Origin of the sequence: Phreatobacter aquaticus, assembly GCF_005160265.1 — a bacterium.
Classification (GTDB): domain Bacteria; phylum Pseudomonadota; class Alphaproteobacteria; order Rhizobiales; family Phreatobacteraceae; genus Phreatobacter; species Phreatobacter aquaticus.
In genome coordinates, this window is record NZ_CP039865.1 from 4184247 (window position 1) to 4201809 (window position 17563).

The window sequence follows — 17563 nt, forward strand, 5'->3', positions numbered from 1 at the left end:
CCTCACAGATACTTGCGGGGATCGGCGATCGCGCCTTCGATGGCGGAGGCTGCCACCGACGCGGCGCTGCAGAGGTAGATTTCCGAGTCAGGACTGCCCATGCGCCCGCGCACGTTGAGCGTGCCGGTGGAGACCGCCCGCTGTCCCGCGGTCATGGTGGCGATGCGGCCGAAGCAGAAATCGCAGCTCGACGAGGAGATGAAGGCGCCCGCCTCCACCAGGATCTCGATCAGCCCCTCGCGCGCGGCAGCCGCCATGATCTCCTGGCTGGTCGGCACGATGTTGAGCTGGAAGCCGGGCTTCACCTGGCGTCCGCGCAGCACCTGCGCCGCGATCCTGAGATCCTCGACCCGGCCCGAGGCGCATGAGCCAAGATAGCCGGTCTGCACTTCGAGGCCGGCATAATCGACGAGGTTGCGGGTGTTAGACGGCGTCGGCGGAATGACCACCACCGGCTCCAGCCCGTCGAGATCGATGTCATAGACGGCCGAATAGGTGGCATCCTCGTCGCTGTAGACCGGATCGAGCTTGATGCGGGCCCGCGGCAGGGCGTAGTCGAGCCGCGCCTTGTCGGGATTGACGATGGCTGTCAGCGCGCCGGTGAACATGGCAAGGCCGGTGATCACTTGGAGGCCCTCGGTGGTGAGGGAATCGACACCCGGGCCGCCGAGTTCCAGCACCTGGAAGCGGCACGAGGCCGAACCCATCTCGCGCACCAGATGGTGGAACACGTCGCGCGCCATCACGCCCGGCGACAGCTTGCCGCGCAGGTTGACGCGCACCGTCTGCGGCACCTTGATCGAGATGCGCTCACGGACGAAGGCTTCCAGAATGTTGCGGCGGATGCCCATGGCGAGCGTGCCGAATGTGCCGAGCTGGCTGACATGGCCGTCGAAATGGACGACAAAGGCGCCGGGCGTCGCATAGCCGACTTCCGCCGCCACCTGATGGCCGATGCCCTTGCGCTCGAACAGCGGCACCTTGTTCTCCGCGCACCAGTTGCGCGTGATGATGTGCAGCTCTTCTTCCTTGGGGCTGGTCGCCGGAATCATGTGGTCGATGAAGATCGCGTAGCGCTCGGGATCCGGCACCCGCTCGATGCCGAAATCCTCTTTCATCGACTTGAAATAGACGTCCGTGTAGCCCGGAAAGTCATAGGCGATGACGAAGTCGGGCTTCGCCATGACCTCGTCGCCGGCCTTCACATGCGGCAGCCCTGCGGCGCGGGCCAGGATCTTTTCGGCGATCGTATATCCCATGGTGCGGGCCTCGATATGATCAGGGATGTCAGGAAAGGCCGAGCGAACCGGGGTTCATCAGCCCCTGCGGATCGACGGCACGTTTGACGGCGGAGAGAAGCGCGAAGGTCTCGGGCTTCAGCACGTCACGGAACGGATAGTCGCGGGCGACCTGCCAGCTGACGCCGCCGAGGCCCGCATAGAGTTCCTGGGTCCCGCGCCGAAGGTCGGCGACCGCTGCGCGGGCAACCGGATTGCCGGGACGATCGGCCCAGGGCCGCACCACGTCGTCGCCGAGGGTGCGGGCATGGAGCGGCGTGATCTCGTCGAGCCAGTAGAAGGCGGGCTCGAGGAAGAACTCGTTGCCGACCGTCATGCTCATCACGGAATAGAGGATGCCGTGCTCGGCCATGAAGGCGGCGCGCCCGGCGAAATAGGCGTCGTTGGCGGCGCAGACCTCGGCCGCGGCCGACAGCGGGAACACGCCGTGGATCGGAACCCAGCGCTCGCCGTCCTTGCCCAGCATGCCGCGCGGCAGGCCGAAGGGCTTGGAGCGCATGACCTTCGGCACCGTGTTCTCGATCTCGGTGCCGAAGCGCTTTCCGACCGCCCTCACCTCGGCCATGGCATGATCGAATTCGGGCTTGCTGTGCCCCTCGACGACGAGGTGCAGCGTGAAGGCATGCTCTTTCAGGAAAGCCGTGCCAGCTGTGGCGACCTTGGCCGCTTCCTTCAGACCCGCCATGAGCGAGGAGCCGGCGCGCGCCACATTGCCGAGCGTCTTCACTCCATCCATCAGCTTGTTGACGCTCGCGGAGTGCTCAACCTTGGTGCGGTCGATGCCGAAGCCTTCCGAGACGGCGCGGAGCGGCACCATCGCGACCTGGGCCGCCGCCATGTCCTGCAGCGATTTGAAGCCGAAGGACAGATGGCCGACCTCGGCTGGACGAGGATAGAGCCGGAGCGTCGCAGACACTTTCACGCCGAGCGCGCCATTGTCGCCGAGGAACAGGCCGGTGAGGTCCGGGCCCCCTTCCCGCGTGAACGGCTTCGTGCCTTTGCGGCCGCCCGATCCCGTCGTGACCAGAGACCCATCAGCCAGCACGACAGTGACGCCCAGCACGGCTTCCGCCACCGTGCCGTGGCGTGCCGAGCCGAAGAAGGCGCTGTTCTGCGATAGCGCCCCACCGACGGTCGCCTTCATGCCCGAGAGCGGACCCCAATAGCCCGTGCGCAGCCCAGTCCCTTCGATCGCCTCGTTGACCTCGGCCCAGGTGCAACCGGCTTCCACCGTCACATACATGTCGGCGGCGTTGACCTCGACAATGCGGTTGAGCTTGCGGGCATCGATGACGACCGATCCGGCGCGCTCCGGCAGATAGCCCTTGGTGTAGGACATGCCGCCACCGCGCGGCACGATGGCAATGCCGGCACGCGAAGCGAGACCAACCGTCGCCGCGACATCCTCGGCCGAATTGGCCAGCGCGATCGCCAGCGGCTCGATGCCCGGCTGCCAGAAGATGTCATTGGCGTAATAGGTGCGGCTCGCGGCGTCCGACAGGACGTTTTCGGCACCGATCTGCTGGGCGAGCGCCGCCAGGAACTGGGCGGCCGCATCGGGCTGGAGGCGTTCGGCTGTTGCGGCCATGGTCATGCAGCCTCGGTCAAGGGGATGAAACGGTAGCCGCCCGGACGCAGGCCGATCCGGCCGGCATGGGGTGCCCCGAAATGCGAGGGAAACAGCACCGCGTCCCGCTCGGCCGCGACCTTCAAGAGCACGTCGCGCGTCGCGATGGCCCCGTCGGGGTCCTCGCAGAAGCAGGTGCTCCATTCCGGGCGGTAGACCTGAATCGGCTGGTGCAGGCAGTCGGCGGTGAAGATGCCGGTCTGCCCCTTGGATTCGAGCCAGACCTGCATCTGGCCGATCGTGTGGCCGGGAGCCGCCCTGAACGACACACCCGGCAGGATCTCGTCGCCATCATCGACAAGGTCGACGAGCCCCGCGTCGCGAATGGGCCTCACCGAATCCGCAACAGTCTCGAAGGCTTCCGGCTGGGCTTTCAGGCCATCGGGAAGATCCAGCCAATGGGCGGTCTCCACCCGGCCCCAGACATAGCGGGCATTCGGGAAGGTCGGCACCCAGTTTCCCTTGGCGTCGAGGGTGGTGTTCCAGCCGACATGGTCGACATGGAGATGGGTGTTGATCACCATCGTCACCTGCTCGGGCGTGACGCCGGCACGGGCCAGATTGTCGAGATAGGGCAGATCGAGCTGATGGAAGCGCTTGAAGGCCGGCGCCGAGCGCGTCTTGCCGTTGCCGCAGCCGGTATCGATCAGGATCACGTCGTCGCCGCGCCGCACCAGCCAGGACTGCATGCTCGACATCAGGCGACCGGAGGCGCGGTCGAAGAAGCGTGGATCGGTCAACTCGGTGTGATCCGTGAGCACGGCGGCGTCAAAGCGCGGAAACAGGAACGCGGGATCGAAGCCCGGCGTCAGCATTTCCTCGACACGGGACACGGCGAAATCGCCGATGGCCACCTTGGTCACGCACTGCCTCCCATATGATCTTTTTTACTTGCTCCAAACAAACATCAAACGCGCCCTTTATGTCAACACGCAATCTGCGTGTCACCTATTGACACGATTGACCATTGTGGCATCTGCTGTCAGGACGAGCGGAGGGCTCAGCGTGGCGATCCAGGCAGGCATGAAAGATCAGGACGACAATGACCGGGACGGCAGCGTGCCGCTGGTCCGCTCGGTGCAGCGCGCCATGGCGATCCTCAAGTGTTTCGAGGGCCACGGTCTGCAGACGCTGGCCGAGATCACCAAGGCGACCGGGCTCGACAAGGGCACCACCCGCCGCCTGCTCATGACGCTGATGACCGATGGCTTCATCGTGCAGGACCCGATCACCCAGCGCTATGGCCTGGGGCGCGCGATCCGGACGCTGGCCGCCGGCGTCGTGGTGGAATTCGATCTGCGCAGCATCGTCGTGCCGGAGCTCTCCGAGCTTGCGGCCGAACTCCAGATCACCGCCTTCCTGTCGGTCTATCGCGACCATCAGGCTGTCTGTCTCGAACGCGTCCACGACATGAACGGCATGGAAGTGCGGTGGTGGTCGGTTGGCGGCACCCTGCCCTTGAACTGCGGCGGCGCGCCGAAGGTGCTGCTGTCCTGGCAGAGCGAGGCCGAAATCGACCATGCGCTTGCCCATCAGCCGCCGAGCCCGATGACGCCGAAAAGCCGGCTCGATATCGCCGGCCTCAAGCAATATCTGGCCCTGGTCAAGCAGCGCGGCTGGGACCTCGCCGTCGACGACGTGATGGTCGGGCTGACAGCCTTGGCGGTGCCGATCCTCGACGCCAAGGGCCAGTTGATCTGCGCCATATCGATCGCCGGCCTGACACCGCAGATGGTGCGCCGGGGAAAGCCCGCCCATCTCGACCGTCTCAAGGCGGCGGCCCACCAGATCCAGACCGTGCTCCACGCCGCGCAAAGCTGAGAACGATCAGGCTGCAGTCAACCGTTTCAGCGTGTCCGCCACATCCGTTGGAATCGTGGTGGACTGATGCGTCGCCAGGTCCAGCATGACGCCGACGATCTCGACGGTGCCGAACACCGCTCCGGTATCGGCATCGAGAATGTAGTGGCAGAAACGCATGGATTTTGCCGAGAACCCGAGCGGCACCGTGCGCAGAACCACGTTCTGGCCGAGCCTGGGGCGGATTGGCAGGCTGACAAGGTAGTCGACGGCCGCGACCGTGATCTTCTCCCGGGCAAAGCGTAGCCCGTCGAGCCCGATGGCCCCCAGGAACTGGCGCGCGCCCGTGGAACAGAGCTGGATGATGCCGCGCATGCTGGCGTTGTCGTCCGGGTCGACATCCCAGGCATCGATCGTAGCACGGCAGCTTTCGATGGCGTTTGAAGACGGCGCCCCCGGTGGGCGTGGATCGGCCGGCGGGCGGGCCGCGGGCAGCACGGCCCAGGCCTCGGAGAGTGCACCCAAGGCAGCAAGATCGGCAGCACTGGCCACACCACATCGCGTCTCGACCACCGCGGCCAGCCGGCCGCTCGCCAGATGAAACAGGCCATGGACGATGTCGGCACTCTCGCTCGATACCTGCCGGACGCCGGAACGCACCACGACGGCATCGCCGCAGAACAGTTCCGACTTGAACTGCACGCGGGCCTCGATGACCTTCAGCGCAGCCCACAGCCCGGATCGGCCGGCGAGAGCCGCAATGGCATCATCGACCAATTCCAGAAACACCTGGACATTGACGTGGCCCGCCTGGTCGCAATGGTCCATGCGCATGGTGCGGGTGGCGGCGATCGGAGGAAGCGCCGGATCGACAGCCATTTGCGGCGCTGAGGCGCCCTCCCCGGTCACGCTCCACGAGACGTCGGCCGCATAGGCGGCTCCCGCCTGACCGCCGACCAGAAGCCTCAGGCGCGCGCCCTCAGCGCTCTCAAGGCTGCACGCCACGACGTCGCCGGTCTTCGGCAGCGCCGCCTGCTGGCGAGCAACCGACACGCCGGTCACGGAGAAGCGCTGTCCCGCGAGATGAACCGCCAGCGCATCCACCGCGAGGCTCGCAGCGGCTTCCGCCGTCAGCCGATGATCCGCGCCGGCCTGGGCGCGGCGCACGATGGTCTGGATCAGATGGTGGTCGCTCACGATCCCCTCCCCCTTGTTGGATGTTGTCATCGCCGCCTGAGCGCCGGGTCGAGCGCAACCCGCATGGTCTCGCCAAGCGCGTTGAAAGCGAGCGCGGTCAGGAGGATCGCGAGACCCGCCGGATACATCTGGATCGGTGCGATCTCCATGTACTGGTAGGCGCGGGCCAGCATCGCCCCCCAGCTCGGATCGGGCGCCTGGACGCCGAGCCCGAGAAAGCTCAGCGAGGCCTCCGCCAGCAGCGCACCGGCCAGCAGCAGCGACACCTGCACGATGACGGGCTGGATGGCATTGGGCAGGATATGCCGCCGGATGATGTGCAGAGGTCCTGCCCCAAAGCACAGGGCGGCATCGACATAGAGCTCGTGCTTCACCACCAGCGTCTGCGCCCGCACGAGGCGCGCCAGCAGTGGCGAGAACACGATACCAACAGCAATCATGCCATTGGTGAGGCCGACGCCGAGCGCGCCCGTGATCGCCACGGCCAGCATGATAGCCGGGAACGACAGAACCGTGTCGATCAGCCGCCCCAGTGCGTCGTCCACCCAGCCGCCGATGAAGCCGGCGATCAGCCCGACCGGGACACCGATCACGCAGGCAATGGCCACCGCCAGCACGCTGCCATAGATCGACGGCCACGCCCCATAAATCAGGCGGCTCAGCACGTCGCGGCCGAGATCGTCGGTCCCCAGGGGATGGGCGAGCGAGGGCTCTGCCAGCATCTGGGAGAAATCCTGCGCGATCGGCGAATAGGGCGCGATCAGCGGCGCCAGGACCGACAGGGCAAGGATGAAGCCGAGATAGCCAAGGCTCAGCACGGTGCGGAGATCGCGGAACAGGCTGCGGGTCATGGCTTACGCCCCAGCCGCGGATCGACGAAGGTGTAGGCGATGTCGATAGCGAGGTTCACCGCGATCACCAGGACGACTAGCATCAGGGTGAGCCCCTGGACTACGGGGAAGTCCTTGTTCACGGCCGCATTGACCATCAGGCTGCCGATGCCGGGAATGGCGAAGACGGCCTCGATGACAACGGTTGCGCCCAGCGTGCGGTTGATCAGCAGGCCGGTGACGGTCAGGAGATTGACCGCAACGTTCTTCAGCCCGTGAACCCAGACGATCCGCGTCGGCGACAGGCCCTTCGCCCGCAGCGTCCGCATGAACTGGGATGACCGGATGGCGATGAGCGACGAGCGCAGTTGGCGCGTCACTTCGGCGATGCCGCCAGCCGCCAGGGCCAGCGCCGGCAGGATGGCATGGCGAAGCGCACCCAGTGGATCCTCGCTGAAGGCGCGCGAGCCGGTTGCCGGGAACCATTGCCAGTCGAGCGCGAGCCAGGCGACCAGGATCATGGCGAGCCAGAAGCTCGGCAGTGCGATGCCGACCGAGGTGAGCGTGGTGATCGCGATATCGGTCCTCGAGCCCTCGCGCGTCGCCGCCGCGATGCCCAGCGGAATGCCGATGGCGAGCGAGATCAGCACAGCCAGCACGACGATCAGCAGCGTGCTCGGAAAGCGCTGGGCGATCAGCGTGGAGACCTTCTCGCTCGACAGAAGCGAGTTGGACAGGTCGCCGCGCACCACCTTGCCGACCCATTGCACATATTGCATCGGCAGCGGCTGATCGAGACCGTACATCTGTCGGATCTCGGCGATGCGAGCGGGGCTCGCGCTCTCGCCGGCCAGCGTGATCGCGGGATCGCCGGGCACAAGTTGCAACAGACTGAACACAACGAGTGTCGACAGGATCAGCACCGGCACGAATTGCAGCGTGCGGCGCCCGATCATCCGGAAGCGATCGCGCGCCGTCATGAGGCCTCCGCGAAATGGCAGGCGACAAACTGGCCGGGCCGGAGTTCGCGCAAGGCAGGCACCGTCTCGGCGCACGTGGCCTGGGCAATCGGACAGCGCGTCCGGAAGCGGCAGCCGGACGGTGGGGCAAGCGGGCTCGGGATCTCGCCGACCAGCGGCGCTGCTGCGGGCCGGCGCAGATGGGCCGGCAGCGGCTCCGGCGCGGATTCGGTCAGCGCCCTGGTGTAGGGATGAAGCGGCCGGCCGGTCACATCGTCGGACGTGCCGATCTCGACGAAGACGCCGAGATACATGACGGCGATCCGGTCGCTGACATAGGCAGCGATCGACAGATCGTGGGTGATGAACACATAGGTCAGGGCGAAATCCTGCTGCATGTCCACCAGCAGGTTGATGATGTCGGCCTGGATCGACACATCCAGCGCCGCCGTCACCTCGTCGCAGACCAGCAGGTCCGGCCTGAGCGTCAGCGCACGGGCGATGTTGGCGCGCTGCTTCTGTCCGCCCGACAGTTCGTGCGGGTAGCGCTCGGCCTGCGCTGGGGACAGGCCAACTTTCTCCATGAGCGCCACCGCGCGGTCGCGGCATTCGGCCCGCGAAAGCCCACCGCGGATCTCCAGCGGCTCGGTGATCGAATCGAGGATCGTGAAGCGTGGGTCGAGCGCGGCATTCGGGTCCTGGAAGACGATCTGGAACCTGGACCGGAAGGCGCGGAGCTGGCGCGGACGCATCGCCCAGGGATCTTCACCCGCCAGGGTCAGCCGGCCTGCCGCCGGCTTCTGAAGGCAGACAAGGCTGCGCGCGACCGTCGACTTGCCGGAGCCGGATTCACCGATGATGCCCAGCGTCTCGCCCCGGCGGATGGTGAAGCTGACACCATCGACCGCGCGCAATACCTGCTGGCTCTCGCCGATGCGAAACTCCACTGCGAGGGCATCGACCGCGACCAGTTCGGCGCTGGGAGAGGCTGTCATCACGCCACCGCCCCGGCCAGCGCAAGCTCAGAAGCCCGGCAGCAGCGCACACGGTGATCGCCAATCGTCTCGAGCTGTTGCGGGGCCTGGCAGGAGGCGATCGCATGGGCGCAGCGGGGCGCGAAACGGCATCCCCCAGGCATGTCGGCTGCGGCCGGCACCCGTCCCGGAATCGACGTCAGGCGGCCATGCGCCTTGCCATGCCGGGGGATCGAGCCGAGCAATGCCGAGGTATAGGGATGCATCGGATGTTCGAGCAGTGCATCGACCGGCGCATCCTCGACGATCTCGCCGGCATACATGACGATCACCCGGTCGCAGCATTCGGCCACCACGCCGAGATCGTGGGTGATGAACACCATCGCAGTGCCGGTCCGGGCGCTGAGATCGCGCAAGAGAGCGAGAATCTGTGCCTGGATCGTCACGTCTAGAGCCGTCGTCGGCTCGTCGGCGATGATGATTTCGGGCTCGGCGGCGAGCGCGATGGCGATCATCGCGCGCTGGCGCAAGCCGCCCGACAATTCATGCGGATATTGATCGACGCGCTTCTCCGGCAAGGGAATGCCGACCGAGCGCAGCACCTCGATCGCGCGCGTTCGCGCCTCGGTCTTCGGCACCCCGAAATGGGCAACAATGCACTCGATGATCTGCTCGCCGACGGTGAAGACCGGATCGAGCGCGCTCATCGGCTCCTGGAAGATCATGCCGATCCGCCGCCCGCGCACATTGCGCATCCGGCTTTCCGGCAGCGCCAGGATGTCGTCATCCCCGAGGATCGCGGAGCCTGCGATGCGGCAGAGGCGGTCGGGCAGCAGGCGGGTCAGCGCGAGGCCCGTCACCGTCTTGCCGCAGCCGCTTTCGCCAACCAGGCCAACCCGCTCGCCGCGCGCAATGTCGAAGCCGATGTCGCGGGTGATCTGCAGTTCGTTGCGGCCTTCGCCGAAGAACACGCCGAGCCCCCTGACCGACAGAAGCGGGTCTGCCATGGCTCAGGACTCCCGCGTGATCTTGATGCCGGCCGCCTCGCGGTCCCACACGCCGCTTGCCGCCAGCCCCTCCTTGCGCAGGAGATGCTTCTCCACCTTGAGCGTCGGGGTCTTCGGCAATTCGGAGACGATACGGATGAAGCGCGGCACCATGAAATGGGCCATGCGCGGCCGCAGGAACGCGATCAGATCGGCAGGATCGAGCTGATGGCCCGGCCGGAGCGCGATGGTTGCCAGCACCTCATGCTCGCCGACGTCGCTCGGCACGGCGACCACGGCGGCTTCCTGGATCGCGGGATGGGCGAGGATATCGGCCTCGACCTCGAAGGAGGAGATGTTCTCGCCGCGCCGGCGGATCGTGTCCTTCAGCCGGTCGACGAAGTAGAAATTGCCGTCGCCGTCGCGCCGGAACCCGTCGCCGGTATGGAACCAGCCGTTGCGCCAGGCCTCCGCGGTCGCTTCCGGGTTCTTGTAATAGCCATGGCTAAACGCCCAGGGCCGATCCGAGCGCAGAATCAGCTCGCCCACCTCGCCCATGCCGACCTCGCAATCGTAGGCGTCGACGATGCGCGCCTCGAAGCCCGGTCGCAGCCGCCCGCAGGAGCCGAGCGCCGTCGGATTGGGCGCCGACATGATAGGGCAGCAGATTTCCGTCATATTGAAGGACGTGTGGACGTTCACCCCGAAGCGCTGACGGATCGGCGTCGTATCGGTGTCGAACGGCAGGAGGATGATCGTCCTCAGGCAATTGTCGCGCTCGGCCGGAGTCACCGGCCGCGACATGAGGAAGCTCGCCATGGCGCCGAGCAGGATGACGAAGGTCGTCTCGGTCTCGTTGATCTGTTCCCAGAACCGGTCGGTGCGGAACCGCTCGACGATGGAGACGGAACCGCCGAGCGACAGCATGAGGACGCAGGGCAGCACGCCGGACACATGGGCGAGCGGCAGATTGACCATGTAGCGGTCGTCGCGGCCGAGAAAATAGACGTTCTGACCGGCGGTCCAGACATGGAGATAGGAACAGAGCACGCCCTTGGAGGGACCGGTCGTTCCCGACGTATAGAGGATGACCTGCAGGTCGTAGGGCTGGATCGGACGCTCCAGCGGCGGCGGCTCATCGCCGGCTTCGTCCAGGACCTGTTCGCGAACGATGCGCAGTCCGGAGCACGGACCCGCCTCCCCGACCGACACGACATCGGTCACCTGCGCCCGATCGATATCGGCCAAACGCCCGACCAGATCGCCCTGCGCCACCATCAAACGCGCATCGGAATTGTCGATCACGCGCTCCAGCAGGCTGCCCTTGTAGGCGAGGTTGATCGGCACCGCGACCGCGCCGAGGTAGTTGATCGCAAACCAGACGCGCAGCGCCATCGGCCCGTGCGGCAGCCAGATCAGCACCTTGTCGTCCTGGCGAACGCCGAGCGCAGCCAGGCCCGCCGCGGTGCGGCGAACCTCTCTGAGGGTATCGGCATAGGACCAGTTGAGACCGCCATCGAACACTGCATAGACGCGGTCGGCATTCTCCCGAGCCTGCGCTTCCAGAAGGTAGCGCAGGACGCAGGTTTCTGAGGGGGGTATCCGCGGATCGGCGTGGGGGCTCGTCATTCCGTCGATCGCCATCACATCCGCGAGCCCCGCCAGTGCCGGTCGTCAGGCACTGAGCGATACGCCTTCGAATTTGGGCTTGCCGATCAGGTTCGGGCGGTAGCCATTCACCTTCTGGGCATGCACCACGAGCTGCACGTCGAACATGATCGGGCAGTAGAGCGCCGCCTCGGTGACGATGCGCTGCACCTTGACGAAGGACGCCTTGCGCGCCTCGATCGTGGCACCGGCCTTGGCTTCAGCGAGCGCGTCGGCGAGGCCCGGCGTCGCGCCGCGACCGGCATTGAAGAAGGAACCCTCGGCGAACATCAGCCCGTAGGTCAGCGACGGATCGGGGCGGCCGGTCCAGAACGACAGGTGCATGTCGCCTTCCTGCTTGCCGAAGAACTGGCCGGCCGTATCGACGCCCGACCCGGTGCTCAGCTTGATGCGGATATTGGCCTTGCGGAACATTTCGAGGAGCACTTCAGTCCGCTGGCGCGACACCTGGTCGTTCCAGGCGATCAGGTGGAGCTCGATGCCGTCAGGATGGCCGGCCTCCTTCAGGAGTGCCTTGGCCTTCTCGGGATCATGCTTGTAGTGACCGGCAAGCTCGGGGGCATAGGCCCAGTGCGCCTTCGGCAGCGCCATGTCGGCGACTTCGCCGAGGCCCGCGGCGGTCGCGCGGATGTAAGTTGCACGATCCACGGCATGATTGACGGCCTGGCGCACCCGCAGGTCTGTCAGCGGGCCGCGCCCATAGTTGAAGTAGAGCATGCCGACCTGCAGCGACGGGCCGACATTGGTGACGATGTTGCGGGCGCGCTCGGCCACCACCTTCTGCTGCGGCGGGACGTAATAAGTGAAATCGTTCTCGCCCGCGATCACCGAGCGAAGCGCTGTCTGCGGCTCGCTGATGATCTTGAGCTCGATGCCATCAGGACCGGGCTCGCCCTGCTTCCAGTAATCGGCATTGCGCACCAGCACGACACGGTCATTGTCGGCCCAACTGACGAACTTGTAGGCGCCGCTGCCGACAGGCGAGCGATCGTGGCCCTGCCCCTTCTCGGCGACCGCCTTCGGCGAGCGCATCATGCCGGCACGGTCGGAGAGCGTCAGCGGCAGCGACGTGTCGGCAACCTTCAGCAGCAGCGCGACTTCAAGCGGTCCGCGCACCTCGATGGAGGCGATCGACGCGAGATCCACCTTCACGGCCGACCGCTGGTCCGTCAGGCCCCATTCGAGGTTCTGTTTCACCGCCGCGGCGTCGAGCGCCGAGCCGTCATGGAATTTCACGCCCGACCGCAGTTTCAGGACCAGCGTCTTCGGGTCCGGATAGGCCCAGGACTCGGCAAGGCCAGGCTTCGGCGTCAGCGACACGAAGTCCCATTCGATCAGGCTGTCGAACAACGCGTAGAGATAGGCATGGTCGGGACCGGATCGGCCGGTCATCGGATCGAGCGTCGATGGATTATGCGGTGCCGCGATCTTGAGCGTTCCGCCCTTCCGCGCGGCCTGCGCGAAGACCTGCGAAGGCGTGAGGAGCGCAGTACCAGCCGTCAGCAGCAGATTGCGGCGATTGAGCGCGAAAGAGTCGAGATTGCCTGATGCCAAGCTCATGTCATTCCTCCCGTAATTCTTGATTTATTGGAGGGAAGGAAACAGCAGCAGGTGCAATTATGTCAACAGACAATCTTTGTGTCATCTGATGACACGATCATGTGGACCCTCTGCGCGCGGTGAGGCTCACGTGCAGGACAAGCGGTCAAAGCCGGAATGAGGGCACGATCCGGCGCCATTCGAACCGTTTGAGCGCAGATTGCTGATCATCTGATCGATCACTTGTTCGGCTTGACCCGCTTCCCACTCCGCCCTATCGGCCGAAAGACCGGTGTCGGAGCGACAGGGCTGCAACGATCCGTCGCAGCCCCCTCGCCGTGGCTTGCCCGCCGGTGGGACCTCAGGCGATGCGGCGTGCGCCTGCCTGATCGACCAGCACTTCGGCCGGTGCAGGATGGCTCAGGAAGCCGGCTGGGCTCGCGCTGAGGCCATAGGCACCTGACTGAAGCACGGCAATCAGGTCGTCGGCGACCATCGCAGGCAACATCGCCTTGCGCGCCAACGTATCCAGCGGCGTGCAGAGGGGGCCCACGACGACAGCCGGCTCGAAGGCCCCTTCACCCATCCGGTTCGCTGCGACGATGGGGTAGTCGCGCTTGACGATCTGCCCGAGATTGCCGGAGGCCGCGAGATGGTGGTGCATCCCGCCATCCATGATCAGGAAGCGCTGTCCGCGCGACATCTTCGCCGCGTTGACGGCCATCAGGTAGACACCGGCCGGACCGACCAGATAGCGGCCGGGCTCAATCAGTGTCCGGGCGTCGCGGATGAGCGGTTCGGCCTGCTTGAAGGCGGTCAGCGCCGCCACCTCGCTCTTGAGGTGGGCGAGATCCAGCGCCATCTCGCCGGTGAAATAGGGAATGCCCAGCCCACCGCCGAGATCGATGGCGCGGAGCGGCCGTCCGGCATGGCGTGCAACGCTGGCCGCGACCTCAAGACCGTGGCGCCATTGCGTGGCGAGAACGCCTGCATCGAGGATCTGCGTGCCGGCGAACATGTGCACGCCCTGCAGATCGAGATCCGGCAGAGCCATGATCCGGTCGACGACCGGACCGATCGCCTCTTCGTCGAAACCGAAGGGTGCGGGCTTGCCGCCCATGCGCATGGCACCGCCCTGGGCTTCGGCAACCGGGTTGACCCGGATCGAGACCGCGACACGACGGCCATGCCGTGCACCAGCAGCCGCAACGCGCCCGATCTCTTCCTCGGTCTCCAGATGGATCTCGCCGATCCCCGCCGCGACAACCGCATCAATCTCGTCAGCGCGCTTGCCCGGACCGGCGAACAGGATGCGCGCAGGATCGGCGCCTGCGGCAAGGGCCGCCCGGAACTCGCCGAGCGAGGCGATCTCGAGGCCCGCTCCCTCCTCCAACAGCACAGCGATAACCGCCGGATTCGGATTGGCCTTGATGGAAAAATGGATCTCGGCAAAGCCATCGAGCGCCGCGGCCAAGTCCCGACAGGTCCGGCGGATCAGGCCCGCATCATAGACATAGAGCGGCGTCCCGAACTGGTCGGCGAGATCACGCGCGGCGACACCGCCGATCATCAGGTCCGCACCGCGCACAGAGAACTGGCTGGCGATCAGCTGCTCGGCGAGCGGAATTGGCTGGCCGGAGCTCATGTCAGGCCCCACCCGGCTGGATGCGCTCAGCGACCAGGCCGACATAATCGACCTTGCCATTCGGCGTCACGGGCAGGCTCGCGACCAGCTCGATTGCGCGCGGCACCATGTAGGGCGGCAGATGGTCGGCCGCGCGACCGAGTACCACGGCGGGGTCCACCGGTTCAGAGGCCACCGCCACCGCATGAACCTTCTGCCCGGCGAACGGGTCGGGCAGTCCGATCACGGCCACCTGCTGGAACGGCGCGAGGCCCATCAGGCATTCCTCGACCTCGGTCGAACTGATCCTGTGGCCCGACGACTTGATCATCGTGTCGTTGCGCGCGACGAAATAGAAGTAGCCATCCCCGTCCTGCGTCACCAGGTCGCCGGAATAACAGACCATATCGCCGCCCCTGTCGGCGGGAATGAAGGGATGCGGCTTCAGCACCTCGGCGGTTGCCTCCGGCTTGCCCCAATAGCCCAGCGATACGGTCGGCCCGCGATGCACCAGAATGCCCGCCTCGCCGGGCTTGACCGGGCGGCCTTCGGCGGTGACGGCGAAGACCTCGCATTCGGGGATGGCCTTGCCGATGGAGCCCGGACGCCGGTCGATCTCATCCGGTGGCAGATAGGTCGAGCGAAAGGCCTCCGTCAGCCCATACATCAGGAAGATCCGGGTATCGGGCAGCCGCTCGCGCAGCCGCCGCACGGTGTCGGTCGGCACGGCGCCGCCCGAATTGGTGATGTAGCGCAGGCTCGGCAAGGCGGTGCGCGCCAGCGACGGCGTGGCGCGGGTGAGGATCGCCCAGATGGTCGGCACGCCGGCCAACCCGGTAATGCCGTGGTCCCGGATGGCGCGGACGATCTGGTCGCCGAATTGGAAGGTCAGCAGAACCACCAGTCCGCCCTGCTCCACCGCCGTCAGCAGCTGGTTCAGCCCGTAATCGAAACTGAACGGCAGCAACGAGAGTATCCGGTCCTCGGCATTGATGCCGAGATAGGTGCGCACGATGCGCGTGCCGGCGACGAGGTTGCGATGGCTGAGCATCACGCCCTTCGGCCGTCCCGTCGATCCGGACGTGTAGAGAATGGCGGCAAGGTCCTCGCCGATTCCGTCGGCGGGCAGCGACGCCACCGGCGCGGCCTGCCAGTCAGCGCCATCGACGGTCATGATGACGATGTCGAGCCCCGCCAGGCCCGGGCCAAGAGACGCTGCAAGCGCCTCGCTGGTGAGCAGGATCCGGGCGCCGCAATCGGCAAGGATGTGGCGGACCTGTTGCGGTTTCAACAGCACGTTGACCGGCACGAACACGCCACCGGCGAGACTGGTTCCGAAGATCGCCCAGCATTCCTCGAGGCTTTTCGGCAGTGCGATCGCCACGCGGTCGCCGCGCTCGAGGCCGGCACCGGCGAGGCGCCCGGCGCATATGGCTGCGGCACCCTGCAGCTCTTCGCGGGTCATCGTCCGGTCGCCGTCGATCAGCGCCGGTCGGCCGGCGCCGCCTGTCTCACGCGCCAGCAGATGATGGACCAGGACCGGCTCGCCGCTCACTTGCGCGCCCGCTCCACGAAGCGCGCCAGATGGCCCAGGCTGTCAAAATTGGCGGGATCGAAATGCTCGTCGGTCAGTTCGATGCCGAACCGCTCGTCGAGAAAGGTCATCAGTTCCAGAATACCGAGGGAATCGATCGCGCCGCTGGTCAGCAAGGGCGTCTCATCGGTCAGCACCTGTCCCGCAAAAACCGGAAACCGGCTGCGCAGGAAGTCCTCGATTGCGGCTTGGGGATCGCCGGCGGATGGCATTGTTCAATCCTCGTCAGTCAGGCTAGAGGCGCAGGAACACGAATTCCGACCATGCGTGGTCGACGCAGTCCCCTCCCATGTCACCCTTATAGAACGTAGGTGGTGCACCAGTCGTGAACCAGCCGCCTGGCACCAGGTCTCCTGCTCTGGCTGGCACGTCCACGCAAACCATGCCCTGGCTGAGAAGAAACCGGGCTACCGCGCCAAACTGGCCGAAAAGCTCGCTTTTGCGCTCGGCATAGATCAGGCGCGCGGTCGGCAGCCCGCGGCGGCGTTTTGGTTGAAACACGATCGGCGACACCCGCTCGCCCTGCACCAGCCCGGCAGTGATGCAGCCCATTGCGGCATGATCAGCGACAATCAGCCGCTGTCCGGGCGTGAGCGCCGAAGATGCCAGTGCGTCTCCGGTGATGAGCGCCTCCGACCATCCGCCGAACAATGCAGCCCACGGAAGCACCGCGCGGGTGCTCCCGCTGTTCCATGGCTGGAAGCCAAGATTACCGATCAGCCTGCGTACGGATGGGCTTGGCGTGAGATCGGTGAAGGTTGCGCCCGCCTCGGCCGTCAGGTGCTTGAGCATCATGGGTGCAAGCCAGCGCGCCTGCTCTTCGACATACCAGCTCGACAGATTGACGACCCGGCGACGCTGGCCATCCGGCTCCATGCGCTCACTCACCATGGTCAATGCCACTCCGGTCCGGCTACCGGGTTTCCCCATCAGATAGCCGACAGGGCCGAAGCCGTTGGTCTCATGGTGGCGGGTCAGACGCTCCAAGCCGTCGCGCCAGAAGCTCTCGTCATGGACCGGAAACCCTTTCCGAAACAGGGCAATCGCTTCGTCCACACTCGTGTCGTCGATGGCGTGAAGCATGGTCCGAAATGCTGCCGTCGGTTATGCGGTCTGTGCGGTCAGCGCACGCCCGCAAGGCAATGCCAAACCATCGTGCGCAGACGTCGCAACAACGGCATGATGATGTCAATGACATTTCGCTGACGATGGTGAAGATCGGACCTGCACCACGATCTCAGGCCGCCACTCGAACCCGTTTGATCTTTGAGTCTTCACCCGCTGCGCCCGAAAGCATTTTAGAGGTCTGAAAGGCGGAACAGCCGCCGGTGACAATGTTCCGCGGTGCAAACGGACTAACCTGAACTCCGGATACCTGGGAGAGCATTGCGACCAGTCTGGCACGGCCAGAGCTGGGCTATGCCGGAAGCTCAGCCAAGGCCATTGGTAACCGCCGGAATCAGTCGC

Annotated in this window: 15 protein-coding genes; 1 reads left to right on the forward strand and 14 read right to left on the reverse strand. The window is 65.8% G+C overall.

Going from position 1 to position 17563, the window contains the following annotated elements; translation table 11 throughout:
- Positions 1 to 2 precede the first annotated feature (2 nt).
- From E8L99_RS19870 to E8L99_RS19880, 3 genes are read right to left on the reverse strand one after another with little or no spacing between them, the layout of a single operon-like run.
- Entirely contained in the window at positions 3 to 1259 is a 1257-nt protein-coding gene (locus E8L99_RS19870; RefSeq protein ID WP_137101179.1) for a 3-isopropylmalate dehydratase large subunit, read from the reverse strand.
- Between the two features lie 28 nt (positions 1260 to 1287).
- Entirely contained in the window at positions 1288 to 2892 is a 1605-nt protein-coding gene (locus E8L99_RS19875; RefSeq protein WP_215907023.1) for an FAD-binding oxidoreductase, read from the reverse strand.
- Entirely contained in the window at positions 2889 to 3788 is a 900-nt protein-coding gene (locus E8L99_RS19880; RefSeq protein ID WP_137101180.1) for an MBL fold metallo-hydrolase, read from the reverse strand. Before E8L99_RS19880 ends, E8L99_RS19875 begins: the two co-directional genes overlap by 4 nt.
- 142 nt (positions 3789 to 3930) lie before the next feature.
- Here E8L99_RS19880 and E8L99_RS19885 point away from each other — a divergent pair, with 142 nt between their 5' ends.
- Positions 3931 to 4746, forward strand: a complete 816-nt coding sequence (locus E8L99_RS19885) for an IclR family transcriptional regulator (protein ID WP_168201746.1) — start codon at positions 3931 to 3933, stop codon at positions 4744 to 4746.
- A gap of 6 nt (positions 4747 to 4752) precedes the next feature.
- Here E8L99_RS19885 and E8L99_RS19890 read toward each other — a convergent pair whose 3' ends face one another.
- The 11 genes from E8L99_RS19890 to E8L99_RS19940 form a co-directional block, all read right to left on the reverse strand.
- Positions 4753 to 5922, reverse strand: coding sequence for an acyl-CoA thioesterase (locus tag E8L99_RS19890; protein WP_168201747.1), 1170 nt, complete (start codon positions 5920 to 5922; stop codon positions 4753 to 4755).
- Between the two features lie 26 nt (positions 5923 to 5948).
- Positions 5949 to 6773: an ABC transporter permease gene (locus tag E8L99_RS19895; RefSeq protein WP_137101183.1), complete on the reverse strand. Its 825-nt coding sequence runs from the start codon at positions 6771 to 6773 to the stop codon at positions 5949 to 5951.
- The gene (locus E8L99_RS19900; RefSeq protein WP_137101184.1) at positions 6770 to 7732 is read right to left on the reverse strand and encodes an ABC transporter permease; all 963 of its coding nucleotides are present in this window, start codon (positions 7730 to 7732) and stop codon (positions 6770 to 6772) included. The genes E8L99_RS19895 and E8L99_RS19900 overlap by 4 nt, the downstream gene beginning before the upstream one ends.
- Positions 7729 to 8706 (reverse strand): ABC transporter ATP-binding protein, encoded by a 978-nt coding sequence (locus E8L99_RS19905; protein WP_137101185.1) that lies wholly within the window; start codon positions 8704 to 8706, stop codon positions 7729 to 7731. Before E8L99_RS19905 ends, E8L99_RS19900 begins: the two co-directional genes overlap by 4 nt.
- Complete coding sequence (locus E8L99_RS19910) at positions 8706 to 9692, reverse strand: ABC transporter ATP-binding protein (RefSeq protein ID WP_137101186.1); 987 nt, start codon at positions 9690 to 9692, stop codon at positions 8706 to 8708. The genes E8L99_RS19905 and E8L99_RS19910 overlap by 1 nt, the downstream gene beginning before the upstream one ends.
- Positions 9693 to 9695: 3 nt before the next feature.
- Positions 9696 to 11300 (reverse strand): AMP-binding protein, encoded by a 1605-nt coding sequence (locus E8L99_RS19915; RefSeq protein WP_137101187.1) that lies wholly within the window; start codon positions 11298 to 11300, stop codon positions 9696 to 9698.
- A gap of 45 nt (positions 11301 to 11345) precedes the next feature.
- Entirely contained in the window at positions 11346 to 12899 is a 1554-nt protein-coding gene (locus tag E8L99_RS19920; protein ID WP_137101188.1) for an ABC transporter substrate-binding protein, read from the reverse strand.
- Positions 12900 to 13239: 340 nt separating this feature from the next.
- Positions 13240 to 14523: a type III PLP-dependent enzyme gene (locus E8L99_RS19925; protein ID WP_137101189.1), complete on the reverse strand. Its 1284-nt coding sequence runs from the start codon at positions 14521 to 14523 to the stop codon at positions 13240 to 13242.
- A 1-nt stretch (position 14524) separates the two neighbouring features.
- A complete protein-coding gene (locus tag E8L99_RS19930; protein WP_391527500.1) occupies positions 14525 to 15988 on the reverse strand; it encodes an AMP-binding protein in 1464 nt (487 codons plus the stop codon).
- Positions 15989 to 16053: 65 nt separating this feature from the next.
- Positions 16054 to 16308: an acyl carrier protein gene (locus E8L99_RS19935; RefSeq protein WP_137101190.1), complete on the reverse strand. Its 255-nt coding sequence runs from the start codon at positions 16306 to 16308 to the stop codon at positions 16054 to 16056.
- 22 nt (positions 16309 to 16330) lie between these two features.
- Positions 16331 to 17179, reverse strand: a complete 849-nt coding sequence (locus E8L99_RS19940; protein ID WP_137101191.1) for a hypothetical protein — start codon at positions 17177 to 17179, stop codon at positions 16331 to 16333.
- Positions 17180 to 17563 lie beyond the last annotated feature (384 nt).